16 protein-coding genes are annotated in these 21,638 nt (G+C 61.6%); 14 read left to right on the forward strand and 2 right to left on the reverse strand.

What is annotated here, in order from left to right:
• Positions 1-1,704: heavy metal translocating P-type ATPase (locus tag CAPSK01_RS08550; RefSeq protein ID WP_273703352.1), on the reverse strand; the 1,704-nt coding region annotated here is incomplete at its 3' end.
• 74 nt (positions 1,705-1,778) lie between these two features.
• Here CAPSK01_RS08550 and CAPSK01_RS08555 point away from each other — a divergent pair.
• The 12 genes from CAPSK01_RS08555 to CAPSK01_RS08610 all read left to right on the forward strand — a co-directional run bounded on the left by CAPSK01_RS08555 (position 1,779) and on the right by CAPSK01_RS08610 (position 17,092).
• The gene (locus tag CAPSK01_RS08555; protein ID WP_034925251.1) at positions 1,779-2,702 is read left to right on the forward strand and encodes a bifunctional riboflavin kinase/FAD synthetase; all 924 of its coding nucleotides are present in this window, start codon (positions 1,779-1,781) and stop codon (positions 2,700-2,702) included.
• A gap of 8 nt (positions 2,703-2,710) precedes the next feature.
• Positions 2,711-5,539: an isoleucine--tRNA ligase gene (gene ileS / locus CAPSK01_RS08560; RefSeq protein ID WP_034925253.1), complete on the forward strand. Its 2,829-nt coding sequence runs from the start codon at positions 2,711-2,713 to the stop codon at positions 5,537-5,539.
• A complete protein-coding gene (gene lspA / locus CAPSK01_RS08565) occupies positions 5,526-6,038 on the forward strand; it encodes a signal peptidase II (RefSeq protein ID WP_034925255.1) in 513 nt (170 codons plus the stop codon). Before ileS ends, lspA begins: the two co-directional genes overlap by 14 nt.
• Positions 6,035-6,505: an FKBP-type peptidyl-prolyl cis-trans isomerase gene (locus tag CAPSK01_RS08570; protein WP_273703353.1), complete on the forward strand. Its 471-nt coding sequence runs from the start codon at positions 6,035-6,037 to the stop codon at positions 6,503-6,505. Before lspA ends, CAPSK01_RS08570 begins: the two co-directional genes overlap by 4 nt.
• An 8-nt stretch (positions 6,506-6,513) precedes the next feature.
• A complete protein-coding gene (gene ispH, locus CAPSK01_RS08575) occupies positions 6,514-7,434 on the forward strand; it encodes a 4-hydroxy-3-methylbut-2-enyl diphosphate reductase (RefSeq protein WP_034925258.1) in 921 nt (306 codons plus the stop codon).
• A gap of 281 nt (positions 7,435-7,715) precedes the next feature.
• A complete protein-coding gene (locus tag CAPSK01_RS08580; RefSeq protein ID WP_273703354.1) occupies positions 7,716-8,180 on the forward strand; it encodes a type IV pilin protein in 465 nt (154 codons plus the stop codon).
• Entirely contained in the window at positions 8,180-8,725 is a 546-nt protein-coding gene (locus CAPSK01_RS22375; RefSeq protein ID WP_273703355.1) for a GspH/FimT family pseudopilin, read from the forward strand. Before CAPSK01_RS08580 ends, CAPSK01_RS22375 begins: the two co-directional genes overlap by 1 nt.
• A gap of 9 nt (positions 8,726-8,734) precedes the next feature.
• The gene (gene pilV / locus CAPSK01_RS08590) at positions 8,735-9,373 is read left to right on the forward strand and encodes a type IV pilus modification protein PilV (protein WP_273703356.1); all 639 of its coding nucleotides are present in this window, start codon (positions 8,735-8,737) and stop codon (positions 9,371-9,373) included.
• On the forward strand, positions 9,370-10,416 hold the full coding sequence (locus CAPSK01_RS08595; protein ID WP_273703357.1) for a PilW family protein: 1,047 nt from the start codon (positions 9,370-9,372) through the stop codon (positions 10,414-10,416). Before pilV ends, CAPSK01_RS08595 begins: the two co-directional genes overlap by 4 nt.
• On the forward strand, positions 10,413-10,901 hold the full coding sequence (locus tag CAPSK01_RS08600) for a hypothetical protein (protein WP_034925262.1): 489 nt from the start codon (positions 10,413-10,415) through the stop codon (positions 10,899-10,901). Before CAPSK01_RS08595 ends, CAPSK01_RS08600 begins: the two co-directional genes overlap by 4 nt.
• 34 nt (positions 10,902-10,935) lie before the next feature.
• Positions 10,936-16,332, forward strand: a complete 5,397-nt coding sequence (locus CAPSK01_RS08605; protein ID WP_034925265.1) for a PilC/PilY family type IV pilus protein — start codon at positions 10,936-10,938, stop codon at positions 16,330-16,332.
• A gap of 37 nt (positions 16,333-16,369) precedes the next feature.
• Positions 16,370-17,092, forward strand: a complete 723-nt coding sequence (locus CAPSK01_RS08610; protein WP_034925268.1) for an energy transducer TonB — start codon at positions 16,370-16,372, stop codon at positions 17,090-17,092.
• A gap of 18 nt (positions 17,093-17,110) precedes the next feature.
• Here CAPSK01_RS08610 and CAPSK01_RS08615 read toward each other — a convergent pair whose 3' ends face one another.
• Entirely contained in the window at positions 17,111-18,532 is a 1,422-nt protein-coding gene (locus tag CAPSK01_RS08615) for an ATP-binding protein (protein ID WP_273703377.1), read from the reverse strand.
• A 458-nt stretch (positions 18,533-18,990) separates the two neighbouring features.
• Between CAPSK01_RS08615 and CAPSK01_RS08620 the strand changes: the two genes are divergently transcribed.
• Positions 18,991-19,674: a sulfite exporter TauE/SafE family protein gene (locus CAPSK01_RS08620; protein ID WP_034925271.1), complete on the forward strand. Its 684-nt coding sequence runs from the start codon at positions 18,991-18,993 to the stop codon at positions 19,672-19,674.
• Positions 19,671-21,638 (forward strand): heavy metal translocating P-type ATPase (locus CAPSK01_RS22380; protein WP_273703358.1); only part of this gene is annotated, 1,968 nt, incomplete at its 3' end. The genes CAPSK01_RS08620 and CAPSK01_RS22380, both read left to right, overlap by 4 nt.

The following is a 21,638-nucleotide window of genomic DNA, read 5'->3' on the forward strand; positions in this document are numbered from 1 at the left end:
GCCCCCGGTGGCCTGCCGCAAGGCAGCGGCAATCGGATGCTCCGACGCCTGCTCGAGAGCTGCCGCCAGCGCCAGACTGTCTTGCTGATCGAGTCTGCCAAGGGGCAGTATTTCAAGCACCTGCATCTCGCCGGTGGTCAAGGTCCCGGTCTTGTCGAAGACGAAATGGCTGGCCTGCGCAAGGGATTCGACGGCGTGACTGTGCGTCACCAGCAGACCGATCCTGGCCATTGCTCCACTGGCCACCGTCAGTGCTACCGGGGTGGCCAGCGATAAGGCACAGGGACAGGTGACGACCAGCACCGAAACTGTGATCCACAGCATCTGCCGAGGGTCGATGAACCACCAGGCGAGAGCCACCGCCGCAGCGAGAAACAGCAGCGTGACGATGAAGTGGCTGGCAATGCGGTCCGCCAGTTCAACGATACGCGGTTTCTCGGTTGCTGCACGCTCCATCAGACGGACAATCGCCGACAGTCGGGTCGCATCGCCGACCTGCGTCACCTCGACCAGCAGCGGGCTCTCGATATTGACCGCCCCAGCCGTGACCGGCCCCCCCGGGCGCTTCCGTACCGGCGCGCTCTCCCCAGTCAGCAGCGCCTCGTTGGTACTACTCTCGCCTTCAATGACCTGCCCGTCCGCCGGAATCGTCTCGCCAGGTCTGACCAGAACGACATCGCCACGCCGCAGATCGGCGGCCATCACCTGTTCGCAGTCACGACTCGCCGGGTACGCCGATACTCGCGCCGCGACCGCCGGCATCAGCCGGGCCAGTGCCTCGGTGACGCTGACCGCGCGCTGGCGGGCGGTCATTTCCAAAAATCGACCGCTCAACAGAAAGAAGACGAACATCGTCACCGAATCGAAATAGACCTCGCCACTGGCAGTCAGCGTCGCCCAGACGCTGGCTGCAAAGGCAGCGCCAATCCCCAGTGCCACCGGCACATCCATTCCCGCACGGCGCAGTCGGAGATCGCGCCAGGCATTGCGAAAGAAGGGCGCGGCCGAATAGCAGACCACCGGCACCGTCAGGACCAGACTGGCCCAGCGCAACAATTGTTCGACCGCCGGCGTCATCTCGCCGGTACTCGCGAAATAGACCGGCACGGCATACATCATCACCTGCATCATGCCGAAACCGGCGACGAACACCCGCCACAGCGCGCTGCGCCGTTCCTGGCGCGCCAGTTCCTCGCTTCTCGCGGTATCGTAGGGATAAGCGCGATAGCCGATCGCCGAGATCGCCGCGAGAATGTCCGACAGCTTGATCCGCCGCCCGTCCCAGCGCACCCGTGCACGCCGTGTCGCGTAATTGATATCGACTGCAGTCACCCCGGCGAGGCGGCAAAGCTGCTGCTCGTTGAGCCAGATGCACGCCGAACAGGTGATCCCCTCGAGAATCAGCGAGGCTTCGCGCTCGTTACCGTCAGGACCGTCGCCGAGAACCCGCACGAAGCTTTTCTGGAAATCGGCGTGATCGTAGAATCGCAGGCCCTCGATGATCGCCGGCAGAGCTTCGTGTGGCGGATTCGGCAAGGCATCGCGATGACGGTAGTAGTCGGCTAGCCCGTTGTCGACAATGGCCTGTGTCACCGCCTGGCATCCACCGCAGCACATGGCGCGCGGCTGCCCGTCGATGCTGACCGCAAGATCGACCGAAGTGGGTATGGGCTGACCGCAATGGTAGCAATTGCTGACCTTCATCGCCGACCTTAAACAAGGAAAAGAAGACGAAACTGGTTATAATCGCATGTTTTGTCCGTCCTCACTCGCTCCCGATGCTCGTCTATCGCGGTTTTTCACAGACAGCGCCGAGTGCCACCGTTCTGACCGTTGGCAACTTCGACGGCGTGCACCTTGGCCATCGCGCCCTGCTTGCTCGTCTGACGACGGCTGCTAGCAGCATCGGCCTACCGACGGCAGTGCTCACCTTCGAACCGCATCCGCGCGAATTCTTTGCACCTGAATCGGCGCCATCAAGGTTGTCCACACTGCGGGAAAAACTTGAATTGCTCGCCGATGACGGCGTCAACCTGGCCTACGTCTGCCACTTCAATGCCCGTTTCGCCGCCTTAAGCGCCAAAGAATTCATTGAACGGGTGCTGGTTGAGGCGCTGCGCGTCCGGCATCTGATCGTCGGCGACGATTTTCGCTTCGGCGCTGGGCGCGCCGGCGATTTTGCAACGCTGCGCGACGCCGGCGCCAGGCTCGGTTTTCAGGTCGAGGCCATGGAAAGCATCACGCTCGATGGCGAGCGCGCTTCGAGTTCGGCCGTTCGCGATGCCCTGCAGTCCGGGCGACTCGAACACGCAGCGCGTCTGCTCGGCCGTCCCTATTCGATCGACGGACGCGTCATGCGCGGCGATCAGATCGGACGACAACTCGGTTTTCACACTGCGAACATTCGCATCAAACACGAACGACCACCGCTGCAAGGGGTCTTTGCGGTCGAAGTCAAAGGCCTGCCAGGTGGCCCACACCGAGGCGCCGCCAACCTCGGCTACCGGCCGAGTGCCCAGCCAGTGGTACGGCCGCTGCTTGAAGTGCATCTGCTTGATTTCTGCGCCGACATCTATGGCGCCCATCTGAACGTTCGCTTCCTGCACAAGTTGCGGGATGAAATGAAATTTCCTGACTATGGCGCTCTCAAGGCGCAGATCGCCAGCGATGTTGCCGCCGTGAAACAGTACTTCCAGTTGTGAGAACCACCATGGCCGACTACAAGAAAACCCTCAATCTCACCGATACGCCCTTCCCGATGCGGGGCGACCTTGCCCGCCGCGAACCGCAGTGGGTTGCCGCCTGGCAACAGACCCGGCTCTACGAGCGCATCCGCGAGGCCTCGCAGGGGCGCCCGCGCTTCATCCTGCACGACGGCCCCCCCTACGCCAACGGCGACATTCACATTGGCCATGCGGTCAACAAGATCCTCAAGGACATTATCGTCCGTGCCAGGACGCTGGCCGGTTTCGACGCGCCCTATGTCCCGGGCTGGGACTGCCACGGCCTGCCAATCGAACACCAGATCGAAAAACTGCACGGCAAGCATGTCCCAGCCGACCGCGTACGCGAGCTGTGCAGGGCCTTCGCCAATGAACAGATCGAGCGCCAGAAGAAGGATTTCATCCGCCTGGGCATTCTCGGAGAATGGGACAAGCCCTATCTGACGATGAACTTCAAGACCGAGGCCGACGAAATTCGCGCGCTCGGCCGGATTCTCGAAAAGGGCTATCTTTACCAGGGTCTCAAGCCGGTCAACTGGTGTCTCGATTGCGGTTCCGCACTGGCCGAAGCCGAGGTCGAATACGAAGACAAGACTTCGGCAGCGATCGACGTCGCCTTCGAAGTCCATCCGAATCATTCTGACAAGGTGGCCAGGGCTTTCGGCCTGACGCACCTGCGCGGGCCGGCGTTTGCGATGATCTGGACAACGACGCCATGGACGCTGCCGGCCAACGAGGCTGTCTGCGCGCACCCGGAATTCGACTACCAGTTGATCGATACCCAAAAAGGTGCGCTGATCCTCGTGCGCGAACTCGCCGAGGCCTGCCTGCAGCGTTATGCGCTGACCGGCACGGTGATCGGCGCGGCGAAGGGCGTTGCGCTCGAGCAGGTGCTGCTCAAACACCCATTCCAGCCGCGCGACGTGGCCATCATCTGCGGCCTGCATGTCACCGTCGAGGCCGGCACCGGCCTGGTACACACCGCACCGGCGCACGGCACCGACGACTACCTGATCGGCAAGGTCTACGGTCTGCCGGTCAACAATCCGGTCGGCGATGATGGACGCTTCGTTGCCGGCACGCCAGCGCTGACCGTCGGCGAACTGGCCGGCAAGACGGTCTGGGAGGCCAACCCGCTGGTCCTGCAGGAACTCGCCAGCAACGGTCGCCTGCTCAAGTCCGAAAAAATCCAGCACAGCTACCCACATTGCTGGCGCCACAAGACTCCGATCATCTTCCGTGCCACAACCCAGTGGTTCATCGGCATGGAGCACCGCCCCAAATCGCCCGGCGCGACATCGACACCGCCTGGCGACGAGCAGCCGACACTACGCTGGTGCGCCGAGCGCGCGGTCGACGAAACGCGGTTCTTCCCGGCCTGGGGTCGTGCGCGCCTCGAAGCCATGATGCGCACGCGCCCCGACTGGTGCGTTTCACGGCAGCGCAACTGGGGGGTTCCCCTGCCCTTCTTCCTGCATCGCGAGACGGCGGCGCTGCATCCACGCACCGGCGAGCTCATCGAAGCCGTCGCGCAACGCGTCGAAAAAGCCGGTATCGAAGCCTGGTTCGCGCTCGACGCCAGCGAACTGCTCGGCGCCGAAGCCAGCGAGTATCGCAAGATGAGCGACACCCTCGACGTCTGGTTTGACTCCGGGTCGACGCACTCGAGCGTCCTGCGCGGCTCGCATCGCAGCCAACTGTCCTATCCGGCCGACCTCTATCTGGAAGGCTCGGATCAGCATCGCGGCTGGTTTCAGAGCTCGCTGCTGATCGGCTGCGCGATGGATGGCCGCGCACCATACAAGGCCTTGCTGACGCACGGCTTCGTTGTGGACGGCAAGGGCCTGAAGATGTCGAAATCAAAAGGCAATGTAATCGCACCACAGAAGATTGCCGATACCCTCGGCGCCGAGATCCTTCGCCTGTGGGTTGCGGCCACCGACTACTCGGGCGAACTGTCGATCTCCGACGAGATTCTCAAGCGCGTCGTCGAAGCCTACCGCCGCATTCGCAATACACTGCGCTTTCTGCTCGCCAATACCTCGGACTTCGACGCCAGCCGCGACGGACTACCGATTGAGGAATGGCTGGAGATCGACCGCTACGCGCTGGCCATGACCAGGCAAATGCAGGCGCAATGCGAGGCCGACTACGAACGCTTCGAGTTCCACCGTGTCGTGCAGTCGCTACAGACCTTCTGTTCCGAAGATCTCGGCGGCTTCTACCTCGACATCCTCAAGGACCGCCTATACACCACGGCCGCCGCTTCCCCGGCGCGCCGCTCGGCGCAGAGCGCACTGTGGCAGATCCTGCACAGCCTGACCAAGGCGATGGCACCGATTCTCTGCTTCACTGCCGAAGAGATCTGGCAACTGCAGACCGGCGACCGCGAACAGTCGGTGATGCTGCACACCTGGCAGGCGCTGCCGGCCCCGGCGTCTGAAGGCGAACTGCTCGAAAAATGGTACAAAATCCGCAGTTATCGCGCCGAAGTCATGCGCGCCCTCGAGGAACTGCGCATCGCGGGCAGCATCGGCTCACCGTTGCAGGCCGAGGTGAGCCTCTACTGCGATGGCGAGAAGTACGAGATTCTCTCTTCGCTGGGGGACGATCTGCGCTTTGTCCTGATCTGCTCGCAGACCCAAGTGATTCGCGACGCCAACGACCGGCTGCTCTGTGCGCCACTGACCCATGCCAAATGCGAGCGCTGCTGGCACCTGCGCCCGGATGTCGGGGTGCACCCCGATCACCCTGGCCTCTGCGGTCGCTGCATCGAAAACCTGTACGGCGAGGGTGAGACCCGTGCCTTCGCGTAATGTCGACCGCTGGCTGTGGCTGGCCGGCATCATCGTCGGTGCCGACCAGATCAGCAAGTGGCTGGTTCTCGCCTGGCTGCAACCTGGCGACTCGATCTACGTCGCACCTTTCTTCAACTGGGTACTGACCTTCAACCCCGGCGCCGCCTTCAGTTTCCTGTCCGACGCCAGCGGTTGGCAGCGCTGGTTTTTCACGGTCCTGGCGCTGTGCATCTCGGTCTGGATCGTCAGCATCCTGCCGCGCCACAGCGGTGAGTTCAGACTCTCGCTGGCCCTCACCCTGATCCTCGGCGGTGCGCTGGGCAACGTCATCGACCGCCTGCGCTTCGGCGCCGTGATCGACTTCATTCAATGGCACGCTGCGGGTTTCTACTGGCCAGCCTTCAACATCGCCGACTCGGCCATCTGTATCGGCGCGCTGCTGATGGCCTGGGACCAGTTTGCCCGCAAACCGGACACGCCCGACCCCATGCAGACCAGCCACCGGGAGCCGTCTTGATTGACACGCCGAATGCCAGCCTACCGCCTGCTGCCGTCGCCACGGTGAGGTCCGACAGCTTCCTGACGCTGCACTACCGCCTCTCTGCCGATGACGGCAGCGATTACGTCAGCACTTTCGACCTCTCGCCGGCCACCCTCCAGATGGGCAGTGGCCAGCTTGCCGACTCGCTCGAAAACTGCCTGCTCGGCCTCGCCGCCGGCAAGCGTCACGTTTTCCATCTTGCCGGTCTGGACGCCTTTGGACCCCACAACCCGCGCCTCGTCGAACGCATCGCCCGCAGTGCGCTGCCGCCGGGAATCGAACTGCGGGTCAACTCACTGATCGAGTTCAGCTCTCCGGACGGTGCGGCCAGCTTTGCCGGTTTTCTGCGCGAGCTGACCGACAGCAGCGCGCTCTTCGATTTCAACCATCCACTCGCCGGCAAACCGATCCGTTTCGAAGTCGAAGTCATCGCCATCATGTGAGGCCCCGCATGCAGGTCATTCTTGCCAATCCACGTGGTTTCTGCGCTGGTGTCGAGCGCGCCATCGCCATCGTCGAACGTGCCATCGAAACCCTCGGCGCACCGATCTACGTCCGCCATGAAGTGGTGCATAACCAGTTCGTCTGTGACGATCTGCGTGCCAAGGGCGCCATCTTCATCGACGAACTGGCTCAGGCACCAGCCGGCAGTACGGTCATATTCAGTGCCCACGGGGTCTCGAAGGCAGTCCGTGAAGAGGCCGCAGCGCTCGGCCTCAAGGTCTTCGATGCCACCTGTCCACTGGTCACCAAGGTGCATGTCGAAGTCGCCAAGATGCGCAAGGAGGGTCGCGAGATCGTGATGATCGGCCACAAGGGGCATCCTGAAGTCGAGGGAACCATGGGACAAAGCCCTGATGGCATGTATCTCGTCGAGACTGTCGCCGACGCACACCAGTTGCAGGTCAGCGCGCCGGCCCGCCTGGCGTACGTCACGCAGACCACCTTGTCGGTCGACGACGCCGCCCAGGTAGTGGCGGCCTTGAAGGCACGCTTTCCCGAGATCATCGGCCCGAAGAAGGACGACATCTGCTACGCCACGCAGAATCGGCAGGATTCGGTCAAGCAGCTAGCCAGGACCACCGAAGTCATACTCGTCGTGGGCAGTCAGTCGAGTTCCAATTCCAACCGCCTGCGTGAAGTCGCCGAACTGATTGGCAGCCGCGCTTATCTCATCGATCAGGCCGAGCAGATCGACCCGACCTGGCTCGCTGGCGCCAGCCGGGTGGGCGTCACCGCCGGCGCTTCTGCCCCGGAAGTGCTGGTCCAGGAGGTCGTCGATCGCCTGTCGGGTGGCGACCCGGCCAGGATAGGCCAACTCGACGGCGCTGAAGAAAACGTCACCTTCGCCCTGCCGCGCGAACTTCAGTAGTCGTCACCCCGGGCGAACCACCACCCGGTGGTTTGCCCATTCGCATGGTGGCTGCCGATTCGCTGGCCGTCGAACACGATCTCGGAAAGTGCCTGGCTTGACCATTGCCAGCCCTTCGATCTCACCCGAACGGATACACCCCGCACCACTCGTCTCCCGCAAGCTGCCGTATATCGTGCCGGGCTTGCTCGCAACCGCCTCTCGACTATCATGAGCTGTGTTCTGTGCCTTGCCCGACCCGCTTGAGGCCATGATGCCCAACACTTCACCTCCCAGGCGAAATGATGATGAATCATCAAAGAGAACCACAGAGTTCCGGCTTTACGCTGATTGAATTAATGATGGTTGTGGCGATCATCAGCATTTTGCTGGCGATTGCCGTGCCGGCTTACAATGAGTATGTCAATCGAGCCCACCGTGCCGCCGCCCAGCAATTCTTGATGGATGTTGCGCAGCGTCAGGAGCAATATCTGCTTGACAATCGGCAGTATGCAACAGCGCTGGGTGTCGGAGCTGGGGGACTGGGCATGAGCACTCCGGCAGACGTCGCCGCAGACTACGCTGACCCGGATTTTACGGGCGTGAATAACGCGGCCACGCCTCCTGCCTTCCTGCTGTTCATGGCCCCGAAGGTTGGCGCCAGAATGGTGGGTGACGGGAATCTGGTGATCAACAACAGAACCCTGAAGTGGCGAGACACCGATGGAGATAATGTCTACACGGCAGGCACGGACAAACCATGGTAATGGCCAGCAGACCAAATCACGGCTTCAGCCTGATTGAACTGATCGTCGTCATTGTCATCCTCGGTATTCTGATGAGCATGGCCACACTCCCCTTTCAGGAAATGATCGCCAATCAACGCCTCAGGACAGTGACCTCGGACCTCACGGCTGACCTGGCTCTGGCGCGCATCGAAGCGATCAAGCGCGGCACCCGCGTCGGCATCACGCGTACCACGACCCAGTGGATTGGTGGCTGGCAGGTCTTTGACGATGCCGACCGCGACGGGGTGTGGGATGCCGGTGAAAGTGTCCTCGTCTCCCGACCGGCCCTCGACAATACCGTCAGAATCTGCAGCGTTGGTACGAATGTCGACAATTCGATCGACGTTCTGAGCTTTGGGGGAGACGGCCGGGTGCGCACCTATAACGCCGGCGCCGAAAGAACGGGGATTCGGGGGATTACGGTCAGTTCCACGCTCACTTCCCCGAGCGTACCGGCACGCCTGCTGGAGTTCAGCCCGACAGGTCGCATCACGACCGTCAGCGGCGTTGCCGGTTGCCCTTGAGGAGACGCCATGAAATTCTTGCAGCAGGCCATGCGCGGATTCACCCTTCTCGAGGTGCTGATTTCCCTGCTGATCCTCATGATTGCATTGCTCGGCATTGCGGCCCTCATGCTCAAGGGGCAGCGCGCCGGATTCGAGGCCTACCAACGCCAGCAGGCGCTGGCCATGGCTCAGGAAATGGCCGAAAAAATCCGCGCCAATCAGGGCGGGGCGCCATTCTACGTGACCGGGGTCACCGAAGGGACTGGCATGCCTGGACGGGGAGGCTTGTTCGCCACTTACAAGGCGCTTGCCAGCGACGCCAAGTGCTTGAGCGGTCCCAATTGCACCAGTGAGCAGATTGCGCAGAATCATCTCGCCACCTGGGACGGCGTGCTCGCCGGCGGATCGGAAATCAAGGATGCTGCGACCAATCGTGTCGGCGGCATCATCGGCGCCCGGGGATGTATCGAAAGACCCGCCGCCACCGAACCGGTATTCCTGGTCAGCGTGGCGTGGCAGGGCGAGAGCGATACCTTCGCCCCGGACGCCACAACGGCCTCGGCATGCGGTGCAGGGCTTTACGGAAGTCCTGCGCGCCGCCGCCTGGTCACCCTCGCGGTTGTCACCTGCCAGTTGAATGCCGCCGCACCCTGGGGATGTTCATGATGATCATGCGCGCGCACACTCGGTCAGCAGCACACGCGCGGCAACGCGGCATGACCTTGGTGGAAGTCATGGTCGCCATGACGATCGGCATCATCCTGCTGCTCGCCCTGGGCGGTCTGTTCGCCAATTCCACCCGCGTGTTCAAGGTCAATGACGAATTCTCCCGCATGCAGGAGAACGGCGCCTATGCACTCAATACCATTGGCGCCGACCTGCGTATGGCGGGCTTCTATGGCCAGATGGCCACGAACGACCTTGCCATTCCGGTGGCCATCGCCATTACCAACGATTGTGGCACCAACTGGGCCATCAATTTCGCGCAAACGCTGGGTACGGCCACTCTTGCGAGCATGTCCTGCATCGATGCCGCCAACTTCCTCGGTGGCAGCTTCATGCTCGTGGTGCGCGGAGCGACTGGAATCGCGGTGCCGCCTGCCGCTCTGAACGCCGGGACACTGTATGTCCAGTCGGACCCGAGCGGCGGGATCCTGTTCCGGGGCGACCAATATGCCGGTTTTGGGACACCGCCCAGACGACTTTTTCTGGGTGGAGCCGAAGCGCCAATATATCCCTATCAGGCCAGGGCATACTATCTTCGCCCCTGCAGTCGCCCTACCGGAACGGGCGGTGTCTGTCTTGCCACCGATGACCACAACCAGCCGATTCCCACATTGGTACGGCAGGAACTTGTCGGCACGACCATGACCGAGGTCGCTATCGCGGAAGGCATCGAGGCGGTACGGATTCTCTACGGTCTGGGCACCGGCGGCACGGGTGCGCCGGTGACCTACACCGAGACACCAACGGCCGTACAGTTTGCGGAGCGGGTGGTAACGGCGAGAATCTCCCTGCTGGTTCGCTCGCCCAAGCCGAGCAACGACTATGACGATCGCAGCCGATCCTACGATCTGGATGGTGACGGGACCGCCGAATTGAACTGCCAGGAGGACGGTCTGCCCTGCAACTATCATCGACATGTATTCACGCAATCCTTTCAGGTTCGCAACCTCGCCCAACGGCTTGAATCTTTACCCTCATCATGAAAACAACCGCTCAATCGCAAGCCGGCGTGGTGCTGATGTTCAGCCTGATCATGATGGTGATCATGACGCTGCTGGTCATCTCCATGCTGCGCACCGGCGTCATCGAACTGAGAATCGGGGGCGCCAGCCAGATTTCTGCCCAGAATCTGGCCAATGCGGAGGCCGCCATCTGGGATTTCATGAACAAGAACCGGGAAAATTTCTCACATCGCGCCATACCGTTGAAATTGCTGGACTTCAATCTGAGCGATGACTACGATTTCACTTCCCGACCATTCAGCCACCTGACGAATGTCACCTTGACTGCCAACGAAGTGGCGTGCACCGACTTTGCCGGGGTGGGCAGCGGCAACATGCTGGGTCCAAAAGCCATGCAAGCCGCCTATTTCCAAGTTCAGGCAGATGCCAGAGACCCGGTTTTTGCCGGCAGAACCATTGTCAATCAGGGGATTCGCCGCGTCTTGCCGGCTGGTGGTTGCTCCTGATCATGAAACAGATGACGATAAGCGAGGCCCGATCATGTTAACCCCCAAGCCGACCCAGAATTCCCTCAAGCCCTGGCAACGACGCGTCGCGTGGACCCTGATTGCAGCACTGGCCAACCCGTTGAGCGTACTGCCGCTATCCTTGTACTCCGGCGCTGCCTCGGCACGAGATACGGACATCTATCTGTCGACGACTTACGCCGGCAGCACCGCGGAACCCGCGGTGCTGCTGATTCTCGACACCTCGGACTCGATGAACACCCCGGAAGGATGGCGCGAATATCCCGGCGCCTACGATTCGCATGTGGAGTATCTGTGGAACGACTCCAACATGATTGATCACCAAATATCCGATACCGTACTGGATCCCGGCAACGCGAACGCCAAATACGGATACTGGGCAGGAGGGGATACGGCTGAGCGTCATAAACAGAAGGATGCCGCTTCGGCTTACTCCAAAGCCACCGAAACAGGCGATCCCGGAGCACGCAATGTCTATCGCAACTACAAAAACGCCGGATGGATCTACTGGCTGCCAGCCGATACCCCGGAGACGGACGGGCGGCTGTGGTCGAATTCCTTCAATCGTTGGCTGGGCGGTGTGGCGCAGAGCGGTTTTCCTGCAAACGTGCGTGCGGGGATCGACTATGGGCCGCTCGCCGATTCACGTAACTACAACCAATGTAACGACTCGCTGGAGAAGCTTCTCCCCTCCACGGTCTTTGCGCCGACCCCCTATCCGCGCAATACGGGGAAATACGCAAAGCAGCCATGGCAACGCTGGGAACCCTATCTGGACCTGATCAACGGGCGTGTGATGAATGGCGACAGCACCTACCCCAACACCCTCGGTGGCACCCGGACGGCTACCGTGGAGATCGTGCCCGGCAGCGTGGTGGGCACGGTCGGCAGCAGAATCCGCGCATACACTGAGTTTCTGGGCACCGCGGGTGGTGGACCCACCTACCCGGTACGCGACAGTTACCCGCGGGCGGCTCCGTTTGGCGGTGTCCCCGATATCGGCGAGCAGGGGCAACCCATTCGTACCCAAGGCACCTCCTCGCGTTCGGGCTGGACCGATCTCAAGGCCGACATGGGGGGGTTCAATTTCCAGAATTTTGCAGGAGAGTCGCCCACGAATTCGGTCGTGGTCGAATTGCTGAAACTTTATGATATCAGCGCCGATACGACGACGGCCCTGCACAAGGCCTGGAAAGGCAATCGCGATGCCTCGACGCCACCGGCCTTCGGCCAGATGACAGGCACCCCTGCCTATTACGATCAGCCGGGGACCCTGCTCAGGCTAAGTGCGACTGGCGCAATGACCACCACGCTGTGCACGCGCACCTGTGTGCTCGATGCCGATCCAGGAACGGACGGTAACCAGGGCGCTTACTCGGCGCATGATTCGGGCACCCCCCCGCAGGATGGCACCGGCACCATCAAGTATTGGGTCAAGAATGGCGCCACCTGCCAAAGCACCGGCACCAGCGGTAGCGACTGCAGCACGGAGCCTGCCGCTTGCGGCACCCCACAGAACCTGAACAATTCCTACACGTCCGCCAACCCCTATGGCTGCAGTTGGTCTGGCCGAAGCTCGATCCTGGTTGAGGGCACCGGCACCTATTATTATGGCGGCACCTGCAGCGGTTCTTGCAATGGTCAGGGCAACGTCCTGGGCGCCAGCGCCTGTGCATCTGGCGGAAGCAGCCCCAACTACTGCGACATGACTTTGGGTAATATCACCATCGGTTCCACGGTCTATCCCAATGCCGCACTCAACAGCGGGAATGGCACCAGCGTCGGGTGCACCAGCAAATCCGATACCACCACCACCTGCGAAGTCCGTGAAGGCTCTCTCGCATGTCGCTACCTCTCCAACCCCACCGGTGCCTGCACCAATCAGACCATATCTTCCACCACTCCAGGCGATTCAGCCGATTACATCGTCTATCCGTTTGCTGCCGGGACAAACCATCTTGTTCACGACTGCAAGGCCGATAACGGCACGACGGGCAATCCCGGCAACGGTTTCATGACTGCGGCCATCGACCGCACTTTTGGCCAGGACTGGAACGTCACCAACTCCGCGACAGGAACCACGGCGGCCTATACGCCAACCGACCCGTCGGCGAGCTACCCCAATGCGGTCGACATGTACTCGGTCAATTACCTCAACTGGAAATACGGAGCGAAAGGGGCAACAGGTGCCCCGATCGGGCGCAAGACACGCTTGCAGATCGCCAAGGATGCCTTGACTGACCTGGTCAACAAAACGAACGGCATCCGCTTCGGCCTGATGGTTTACAACAAACTGCCCAACGACATCACCATTCGTAACACTCAAGGCAGCCAGGGAGGCAATATCGTCTATCCGATCCGTCGCATGGGGTCCAGCGAAACGGACTCCGATTACGTCAATCGCGCGAGCATCTTGCGTGCAATCAACAGTGTGGTGGCCACCGGCACGACCCCGCTGACGGAAGTGATGTACGAAGCCTACCTGTACTTTCGCGGAGAACCCCCCCTGTTCGGAACCGATGCCACCCCCGCCGTCGGCGGCGGCACGGTATCGGCCGGCAGTGACCCCTCAGCCATTGTCGCAGGAAGATACGATTCGCCCATGATGAGCAACCCGAATCGCACGACCCCTGCGGTTTGCCAGAAAAACTATGTGGTTCTGATTTCGGATGGCGGCCCCGAGAACGACAATCAGGCGGATGCCCTCGTTCAAGCACTCACCCAGGGCCCTCCTTTCCGGGCGGACACCATCAAGACGCTGCAAGGCACCCCCTCAACACAGTTCGAAAATGCCGGCCTACCGTATGGCCCAACGGACATCGCTTACCCCAGCAATTATGTCTGGCTGGACGAACTGACCCATTTCATGGCCAAAGGCGACATGTCTCCCGGTGGTGGCACAGCCACTGACTCGCTTACAGGCGTTCAGTCAGTCTCCACCTACACGGTGGGTTTTGCCGGTGGCTCCTCGCCGGTCCTTGAAAAAGCCGCCACGAACGGTGGCGGCGCGTTCTACGAGGCCAAAGACAGTGGCGAACTGTCGACGGCACTGGCCAAAGCGATCGATACGATCCGCGACTGGAATCCGACGCTTGCTGCGCCGACGGTGCCCATCTCGGCCACCAACCGCTCTGAGAGTTCGGACGACATTTTTCTTGCCTTCTTCCGTCCCAGCCTGCAACAGTCCTGGGAGGGTACGGTCAAGAAGTTCAAGCTCAGCAGCAATGCCGCGGCCTGCGGGCTTGACGTCGACAACGTGCAAATCCCGCTGTGCCTGACCGGCCAGACGACCTTCACGGCAGGCGGCCTGAAAAACATCGAGGAATTCGACAGAATCTTGAAAATCGCCAGGGTGCGGGACGAAGCCGTGAGTTACTGGAGTGACCCGGCCGCTCCGGACGGTAGCAAACCCAATCAGGGAGGAACCGGATATGTCTTGAAGACGGCGTCCGGATCCACGCCGGCTTCGCGTAAGCTTTACACGCATCTCTCCGGCAGCAGCGAGCCACTCCTGACCAACGCCAGCAACGCCATGTCGGAAGTCAATTCGACGATCACCAAGGACTTGCTGGGCGACGCCTCGATGACTGATGCAATGCGGGCAACCATCCTCAACCATGCCCGTGGAGGTGATCCAGTCAACGCAGGATGCAAGGATGCCGATTCCGCAACCGTTTGCTCTACATGGCGAACCTGGCCGCATGGGGACGTGCTGCATTCCAGTCCGGCCGTTCTGACTTACGACGGTACGACCGTTCCTCCGGTCTCCGATATGTTCTACATGTCCAATGATGGCCTGTTGCATGCCGTGGATACGGCGACGGGCAAGGAGCAATGGGCCTTCATGCCGGAAGAATACATCCCGAAACTCAAGTCGATGTATGAAAACCCGGTCGGCGAGCATCTCATCACAGGCGATGGCAGCCCGAGGATTTACCTTGAGGATGTTGATGAGGACGGCAAGATCACCTCGAGCGACAAGGCTTATCTGGTCTTCGGCATGCGCCGTGGTGGCCGTGCAGTTTACGTCCTCGACATTTCCGAGCGGGCGGCGCCCAAGTTCATGTGGAAGGTCGACAATAGTACTTCCGGGTTTAATGAACTGGGTGAAACCTGGTCCACACCGGCCTTCACCAGGATGCGTACAAGTTCCGACCCAGTGCTGATTTTTGGTGCCGGTTATGATCCGGTCGCCAATGACCAGATCTCGGTGACGATCACTCGATCGGGAACGACGGCAACGGCCACCACCCCCGTGGATCATGGTTTCACCACGGGTGATTCGGTGCAGGTCTCGGGCGCGACGCCGGATGGCTATAACGGCGCCAAAACCATCACGGTCACAAGTGCCCGAAGCTTTACCTATACGGTCAGTGATTCATTACACACGCCCCCGACGGGCACGGTGAAGGTCGAAAGTATCACGAGCACGAGCACGCCCATGGGCCGCGGCGTATTTTTTGTGAACGGCAGAACCGGCGAACTGATCAGGAGCTTCACGCCGGCGGCCAGTGCCGGCGCCAACACCCAGGTGTCCGGGATGCTGTTCAGCATTCCTTCGGAGGCGGCTCCTCTAAACACCGATCTCGATTCAAACGGCTATACCGATCGTTTGTATCTTGGTGACCTGGGTGGAAACGTCTGGCGTTTCGATGTCGACAGTGCCACGCCATCAAGCTGGACCGCCACCAAGTTTGCCGATCTGACCAATGGTGCAACACCTCGGCGAAGGATTTTCTTCCCTCCCGCCGTAGTGAAACAGAAATACCAGGGACAGCGCTTTGACGCGGTATACGTCGGGACAGGAGACAAGGAAAATCCCTTGCGCACCGATAACAATGATCTGATGTTCATGATCAAGGATCTCGATACGGGTTTGGCGACGACCGGGAGGTCTCTCATCCAATACTCCTCTGACCCAAGCACGAGTGACTTCTATGACCTGACGGACAATCTGATACAGTTCGGTACCACCATTCAGCAGACGGCAGCGCAAACTGCACTTGTCGGCAAACTGGGCTGGGTGATGAGACTTGAAACTGGCGGCGTGGATGGAGAGAAGGTGGTCAATGCCCCATCGGTGTTCTTCAACGTACTGCGTTTCGGAACCTATAGCCCGCTTGCTTCGGCGTCTGTCTGCCTGCCGCCCGGAAAAGGAACGACATATGCCATGAACGCACTTGATGGCAGCGTGGTGATTGATACCGACCACAGCGGCAGTATCACCAGCAGCGATTCGCGCGTTTCCTCCAATTTCGCGATACGGGGCTTCCCATCGGACATCGTCACCATCTTCCATGACAAGAAGATTTTTAGCGAATCCTGCAGTGACGCCAACTGCAACCCCGATCTGCTCGGTGCACCTGGTGTGGTTCAGCGCATCTACTGGTTCCAGGAACCCGAGAGATGATTGGTAACCTGCTCCGCTCTCGGAGGCGCCTCTGCCGATGACACGGCAACTGGCAGTCTGGTTGTTGCTGTCAGCCTTGCTGCATGCCGAAATGCTATCCATCCTGGGGCCCGCGAGGGCCCCGACCCTGTTCACAGCACCCGTTCGTCTGGAGATCCGAATCGAGAATTCCCCGAAGACGGGGATCAGCGAGCCAACGCTACCCTTTGAAACAGCAGCCCCGCCCTTGGCTCCGTTCACAATCGCCGAAGCCAACGGTCAGTGGCTATCCGGCCCGCCCGGTGCGTCTCCGGAGACTCAGCGTCAGTTTCCAGCGCCACTCACTGCAACAGAGGCCAACGACCCGCTATCGACCCCGCAGCAGGAAACAGCTCAGGCCAGCAATCAGGATTCCTCCAGCTCACCCAATACCTCCCCGACGATTCAGCTCCCAATCAAGGAATATTTCTTCAAATCATCCGAACTGGACGAACAACCGTATCCCTTGATCTCCGTGGTACCCGCCTATCCACCGCACGCCCAAGTCCATGGCCTGGAAGGTTGGGTTCGCTTATTGTTATTGATCGATGAAAGTGGCCGGTTGCGCCATCTGGAGATCCTGGAGGCCAGCCCTCCCGGCATTTTCGAAGAATCGGCCCGGGCGGCCTTCCGCATCACGCCGTTTTCTCCTGGGCGACGTGGAGGAGAGGCCGTCAACTGTCGGATGATCGTCAAGATTGACTTCACCCTCACGGGAATCGAAGGAGCAAGACTCGAATAGTCTTCGTCGATGCATGGATCATGACTGCGGGCCGTGAACCAGGGTCCTGGTCGCTTCAGCCTTCGCTAGCGGCAAGGTCAGGGTGAATCGGGCGCCACCCTCCTCCCTGTTGGCCGCTTCGAGTCGCCCACCGTGACGTTCGACAATGCCGTAGCTGATCGACAGGCCAAGCCCGGTGCCCTGCCCGATCGGCTTGGTCGTGAAAAAGGGATCAAACAGCCGCGACAGATTCTCGGGTGTGATTCCTGGCCCGTTGTCGGCGAAGTGCACCCTGATCATGCCATCGCATTGCTCGGCGCTGATCTCGAGGCTGGGTGATTCGCCGCTGCTGCAGGCGTCACGGGCGTTCTGCACGAGATTCATCAGCACCTGCTGCATCTGGCCGGAAGAACCCACGACCGGCAACTCCTGCGGCAGGTCGATCGTCACCCGAAAATTGCGCGGATCCGCGCGTGCCACCCAGCGTACCGCACGCGCAACGACTTCAGCGAGGTTGAAGGGTTCGGCAGCGCTACGATCGATGGCCGTAAAGCGCTTCAGTCCATCGACGATGTCGCGCGTACGCTCGGCCCCTTCGCTCATGCCGTCGAGCAGCGGCGGCAGGTCGGCCAGGATGCGGTCAATGCGCAGTTCCTGGCGCAGGTCCTCGAGTTGCGTCGAGCGCGTGCAGAGGTCTGAGTGTATCGCTTGCAGGTAGGTCTGCAGACGTGCAGTGTAACGCCGAAGAGCCAGAACATTGCCGAGAACAAAGCTGATCGGATTGTTCAGCTCATGCGCGACACCAGCCACCAGACGTCCGAGTGAAGCCATTTTCTCGGCCTGCAGAAGCTGTTGCTGGGTGCGCTTGAGATCGTCGTGTGCCTGCCGCAGTGCGTGATAGGCACGCCGCAACTCGCCGACCGGGCGACCGGTGAGCACCATGCCAACCAGCTTGCCGGTTCCTGAAAGGCGCGGCGTGCAATTCAGCGAGACCGGTAGCGGACTGCCATCACGGCCGCAGATCAGCAGCTCGCAATCCTGGACGGTTGCCGGGCGTGCCGGCGAGAAGAAATCGCGGGCACGCTGCTGCGACGCGGTATCGGCGAAGAGATCGCAGAGTGCTTGCCCGCGCAAGACCGTCTCGTCCTGCCCGATAAAGCGGCACAGCGAATCGTTAACCTCCTGAATCGCACCGTGCCGGTTACAGACGATCAGGATGTCCGACATCGACGCCAGAACGCTCTCGATGAACTGCTGCGAGTCCTCGAGCGCGGCATTCTTCTGCTCGAGGACCACCTCGTATTGCAGAAGATCGTTGTAAACCTCGTCCATCTTGCGGATCACCTCGACCCAGACCGTCTCGTCCACGCCCTCAATGGCGGAAGACAACTCCGGCAGGGAGTCAGGGGCGAGCAAGGGACGCCGCAGAGGTCGTTTGGCGGGTGACTCGGGGTTGGACATGGCGAGATCGTAGAGCCAATCGACGCTTGCTGCAACGATCAGGCTCGGCGGATGGCGCTCTACGGTCTTGGGCTGCAGCCCCTTGCGCTGCAGGGAACGGGTAGTTGCGATCAAAATTTGCTGCGAACAAGGCTTCCATCTTAAGATGACCTCCTGGTTCGACCAGTCGTTGGAGCGGACGCCTCCGTGCTCCGCACTCTGGCGCAGCTCAACGGCACGTTAGGCACCCCCGATCATGAAAGTCATGACCCTTTCCCTCCCTTGCACGCCGGAATCGTTCGCTGGGCGCAGCGCATGCTCTGCGAATTCCCCCCTCTCATCCCCCCGACCCCTCCGACGGCCCGCGCTGCATCGCGGGCCGGCTGCGGCGGCGCACAGCAGTGCTCCGCGAAACCCCGCCTTCGTTCCCACGAGTGAGGCGGGGAGATTCATGAGTCGCTGACGCGACTTTCACACTGATGCCTGAATCCAGCCATCTCGCCCTGTTGTTGATCGGTCTGCTGGGAGGTACGCACTGTGTCGGCATGTGCGGCGGCATCGTCGGCGCGCTGTCGATGGGTGCCCCTGCAAGCTTTGCCCTGCATCTGGCGTACAACACCGGACGCATCGTCAGCTATGCCACCGCCGGTGCCGTGGCCGGTGCGCTCGGTGAAGCCAGCATGGCCTTGTCCGGTCAATGGCCGGTTCGTACCGTCCTTTATCTGCTTGCCAACGGGATGTTGATCGCACTGGGTCTCTACCTGATGGGCGTCACCCGGGCGCTGGCATTCAGCGAGCGCTGCGGCCAGAAGCTGTGGCGGCATCTGCAACCGCTGGGCCGCCGCTATCTGCCTGCACACACCATGGCGCAGGCCTTTCCGCTCGGTCTGCTATGGGGTTGGCTGCCCTGCGGTCTGGTCTATAGTGCCCTGGCAACCGCCCTCACCAGCGGTTCTGCGGTGCATGGGACCGGCCTGATGCTGGCCTTCGGTGTCGGCACCCTGCCCAATCTGCTGCTCGCCGGTCTGCTCGCCGCCCGCCTCCAGGCCTATGCCATCAAACCAGGGGTTCGCCTGGCTTGCGGCCTGCTGATTCTCGGTTTTGGCATCTGGGGACTGCTCGGGGTGCTGGAACTGGCACCACAGGTACTCCGCAGCGGATGAGCGAATCAGGCCCCGATTCTCGGCTGCCCCTCGACCTGCCGCCGCAGACTCTTGAGCTGGCCATCACCGGCATGAGCTGCGCAGCTTGCTCGGCACGGCTCGAAAAAATGCTCAACCGTCTGCCGGGGGTAGACGCGGTGGTCAATCTGGCGACCGAGCGAGCGACAGTTCGTTACCTTCCCGGCGTCGTCGCACCAGCGCTGCTGATCGCCACCGTCGAGCGTGCCGGTTTTACCGGCCGGTTGGCCGATGATCGTTCTCAGGCCGACGAAAAGGCAAGAAAACGCACCAGCGAGCGGGCCGAATTGCGTCGTTTCTGGATCTCTGCCGCGCTCACGCTGCCGCTGGCCGCACCCATGCTGGGCATGTTCAACCCCGGCGCAGACGCTCACCCGGATCTCCTGCCCCGCTGGCTGCAATTGCTGCTGGCGACACCGGTGCAATTCTGGATCGGCTGGCGTTTTTACGATGGCGCCTGGAAAGCCCTGCGCAGTGGCGGTGCCAACATGGACGTGCTGGTTGCGCTCGGTACCAGCATGGCTTACGGCTTCAGCCTGGTCGTCACCCTGTCGCTTGCTGCCGACCTGCATGTCTATTTTGAAGCCTCGGCGGCAGTGATCACGCTGGTGCTGCTCGGCAAGCTGCTTGAAGCGCGTGCCAAGGCAAAGACCAGCGAGGCCATCGAGGCGCTGATCCGCCTACAACCGAGAACGGCCCGTGTCGAACGCGACGGACGACTGCTCGACATCGACGCCGTCCTGCTGGTGCCAGGAGACATCTTCATTGTCCGTCCCGGCGAAAACCTGCCGGTCGACGGCGAGGTGATCGACGGTTCGTCGAACGTCAATGAAGCCATGCTGACCGGTGAGAGCATGCCGCTGGCCAAGCGCCGCGGCGACCGCGTCTTTGCGGCCACCGCCAACGGCGAGGGAATGCTGCGTTGCCGGGCCACCGGCGTCGGCGAGCATACCCTGCTCGCCGGAATCATCCGCATGGTGGCCGAAGCGCAGGGGTCGAAAGCGCCGGTGCAGAGACTGGCTGACCGGGTTTCGGCAATTTTTGTACCGGTCGTCTGCGCCATCGCCCTGCTTACCTTGATCGCCTGGTGGGCTTTTTCCGGTGTATTCAGCAGTGCGCTGGTCAATGCCGTGGCAGTGCTGGTGATTGCCTGTCCCTGCGCCCTCGGGCTGGCCACGCCGACGGCGATCATGGTCGCCAGCGGTCGGGGCGCCGCAGCTGGCATTCTGGTCAGGAATGCCGAGGCGCTCGAGCGCGCCGAGAAGGTCAGCATACTGGCGATCGACAAGACCGGCACCCTGACGCGCGGCGAACCGGTCGTCACCGATCTCGTCCCTTTGGCGGCGTCGGCCGAGGAAGCGCTGGCGCTGGCTGCTGGCCTGGAACAGGGATCGGAACATCCGCTGGGGCGGGCCATCCTGCAGCACGCACAGACCGCCGGGACGGTCTTGCCGGAACTTGGCGAGTTTCAGGCGATTCCCGGTCGCGGCGTCGAAGGCCGGGTCGCCGGGCGCTGGCTGCGGCTGGCTGCACCGGACGGCTGCCACGGCCTGGCCTTGCCCGAGGATCTGATCAACACCCTGCAGCGCGCCGGCAAGACCGTCGTGGTCCTGACGGAACAGCGCAACACCCCATCTGCCGGGGACGATGGCTCCCTGGCCCTGGCGCTCCTGGCCATCGCCGACCCGCTGCGCGAGACCTCGCGTGCCGCCGTGGCCCGCCTCAAGGGCATGGGAATCCGCGTCGTGATGCTGACCGGTGACCATCTCGGAACGGCCATGGCGATTGCCCAGGAAACCGGTATCGATGATTTCCAGGCCGGCATCCTGCCCGCGGACAAGGCGGCGGCGGTCAATGCGCTGAAGACCGGCCAGGCGGTGGTGGCGATGGTCGGCGACGGAATCAACGACGCGCCGGCGCTGGCGGCTGCCGACGTCAGCTTCGCC

Source organism: Candidatus Accumulibacter vicinus (assembly GCF_000584955.1).
In the GTDB taxonomy this organism is placed as follows: domain Bacteria; phylum Pseudomonadota; class Gammaproteobacteria; order Burkholderiales; family Rhodocyclaceae; genus Accumulibacter; species Accumulibacter vicinus.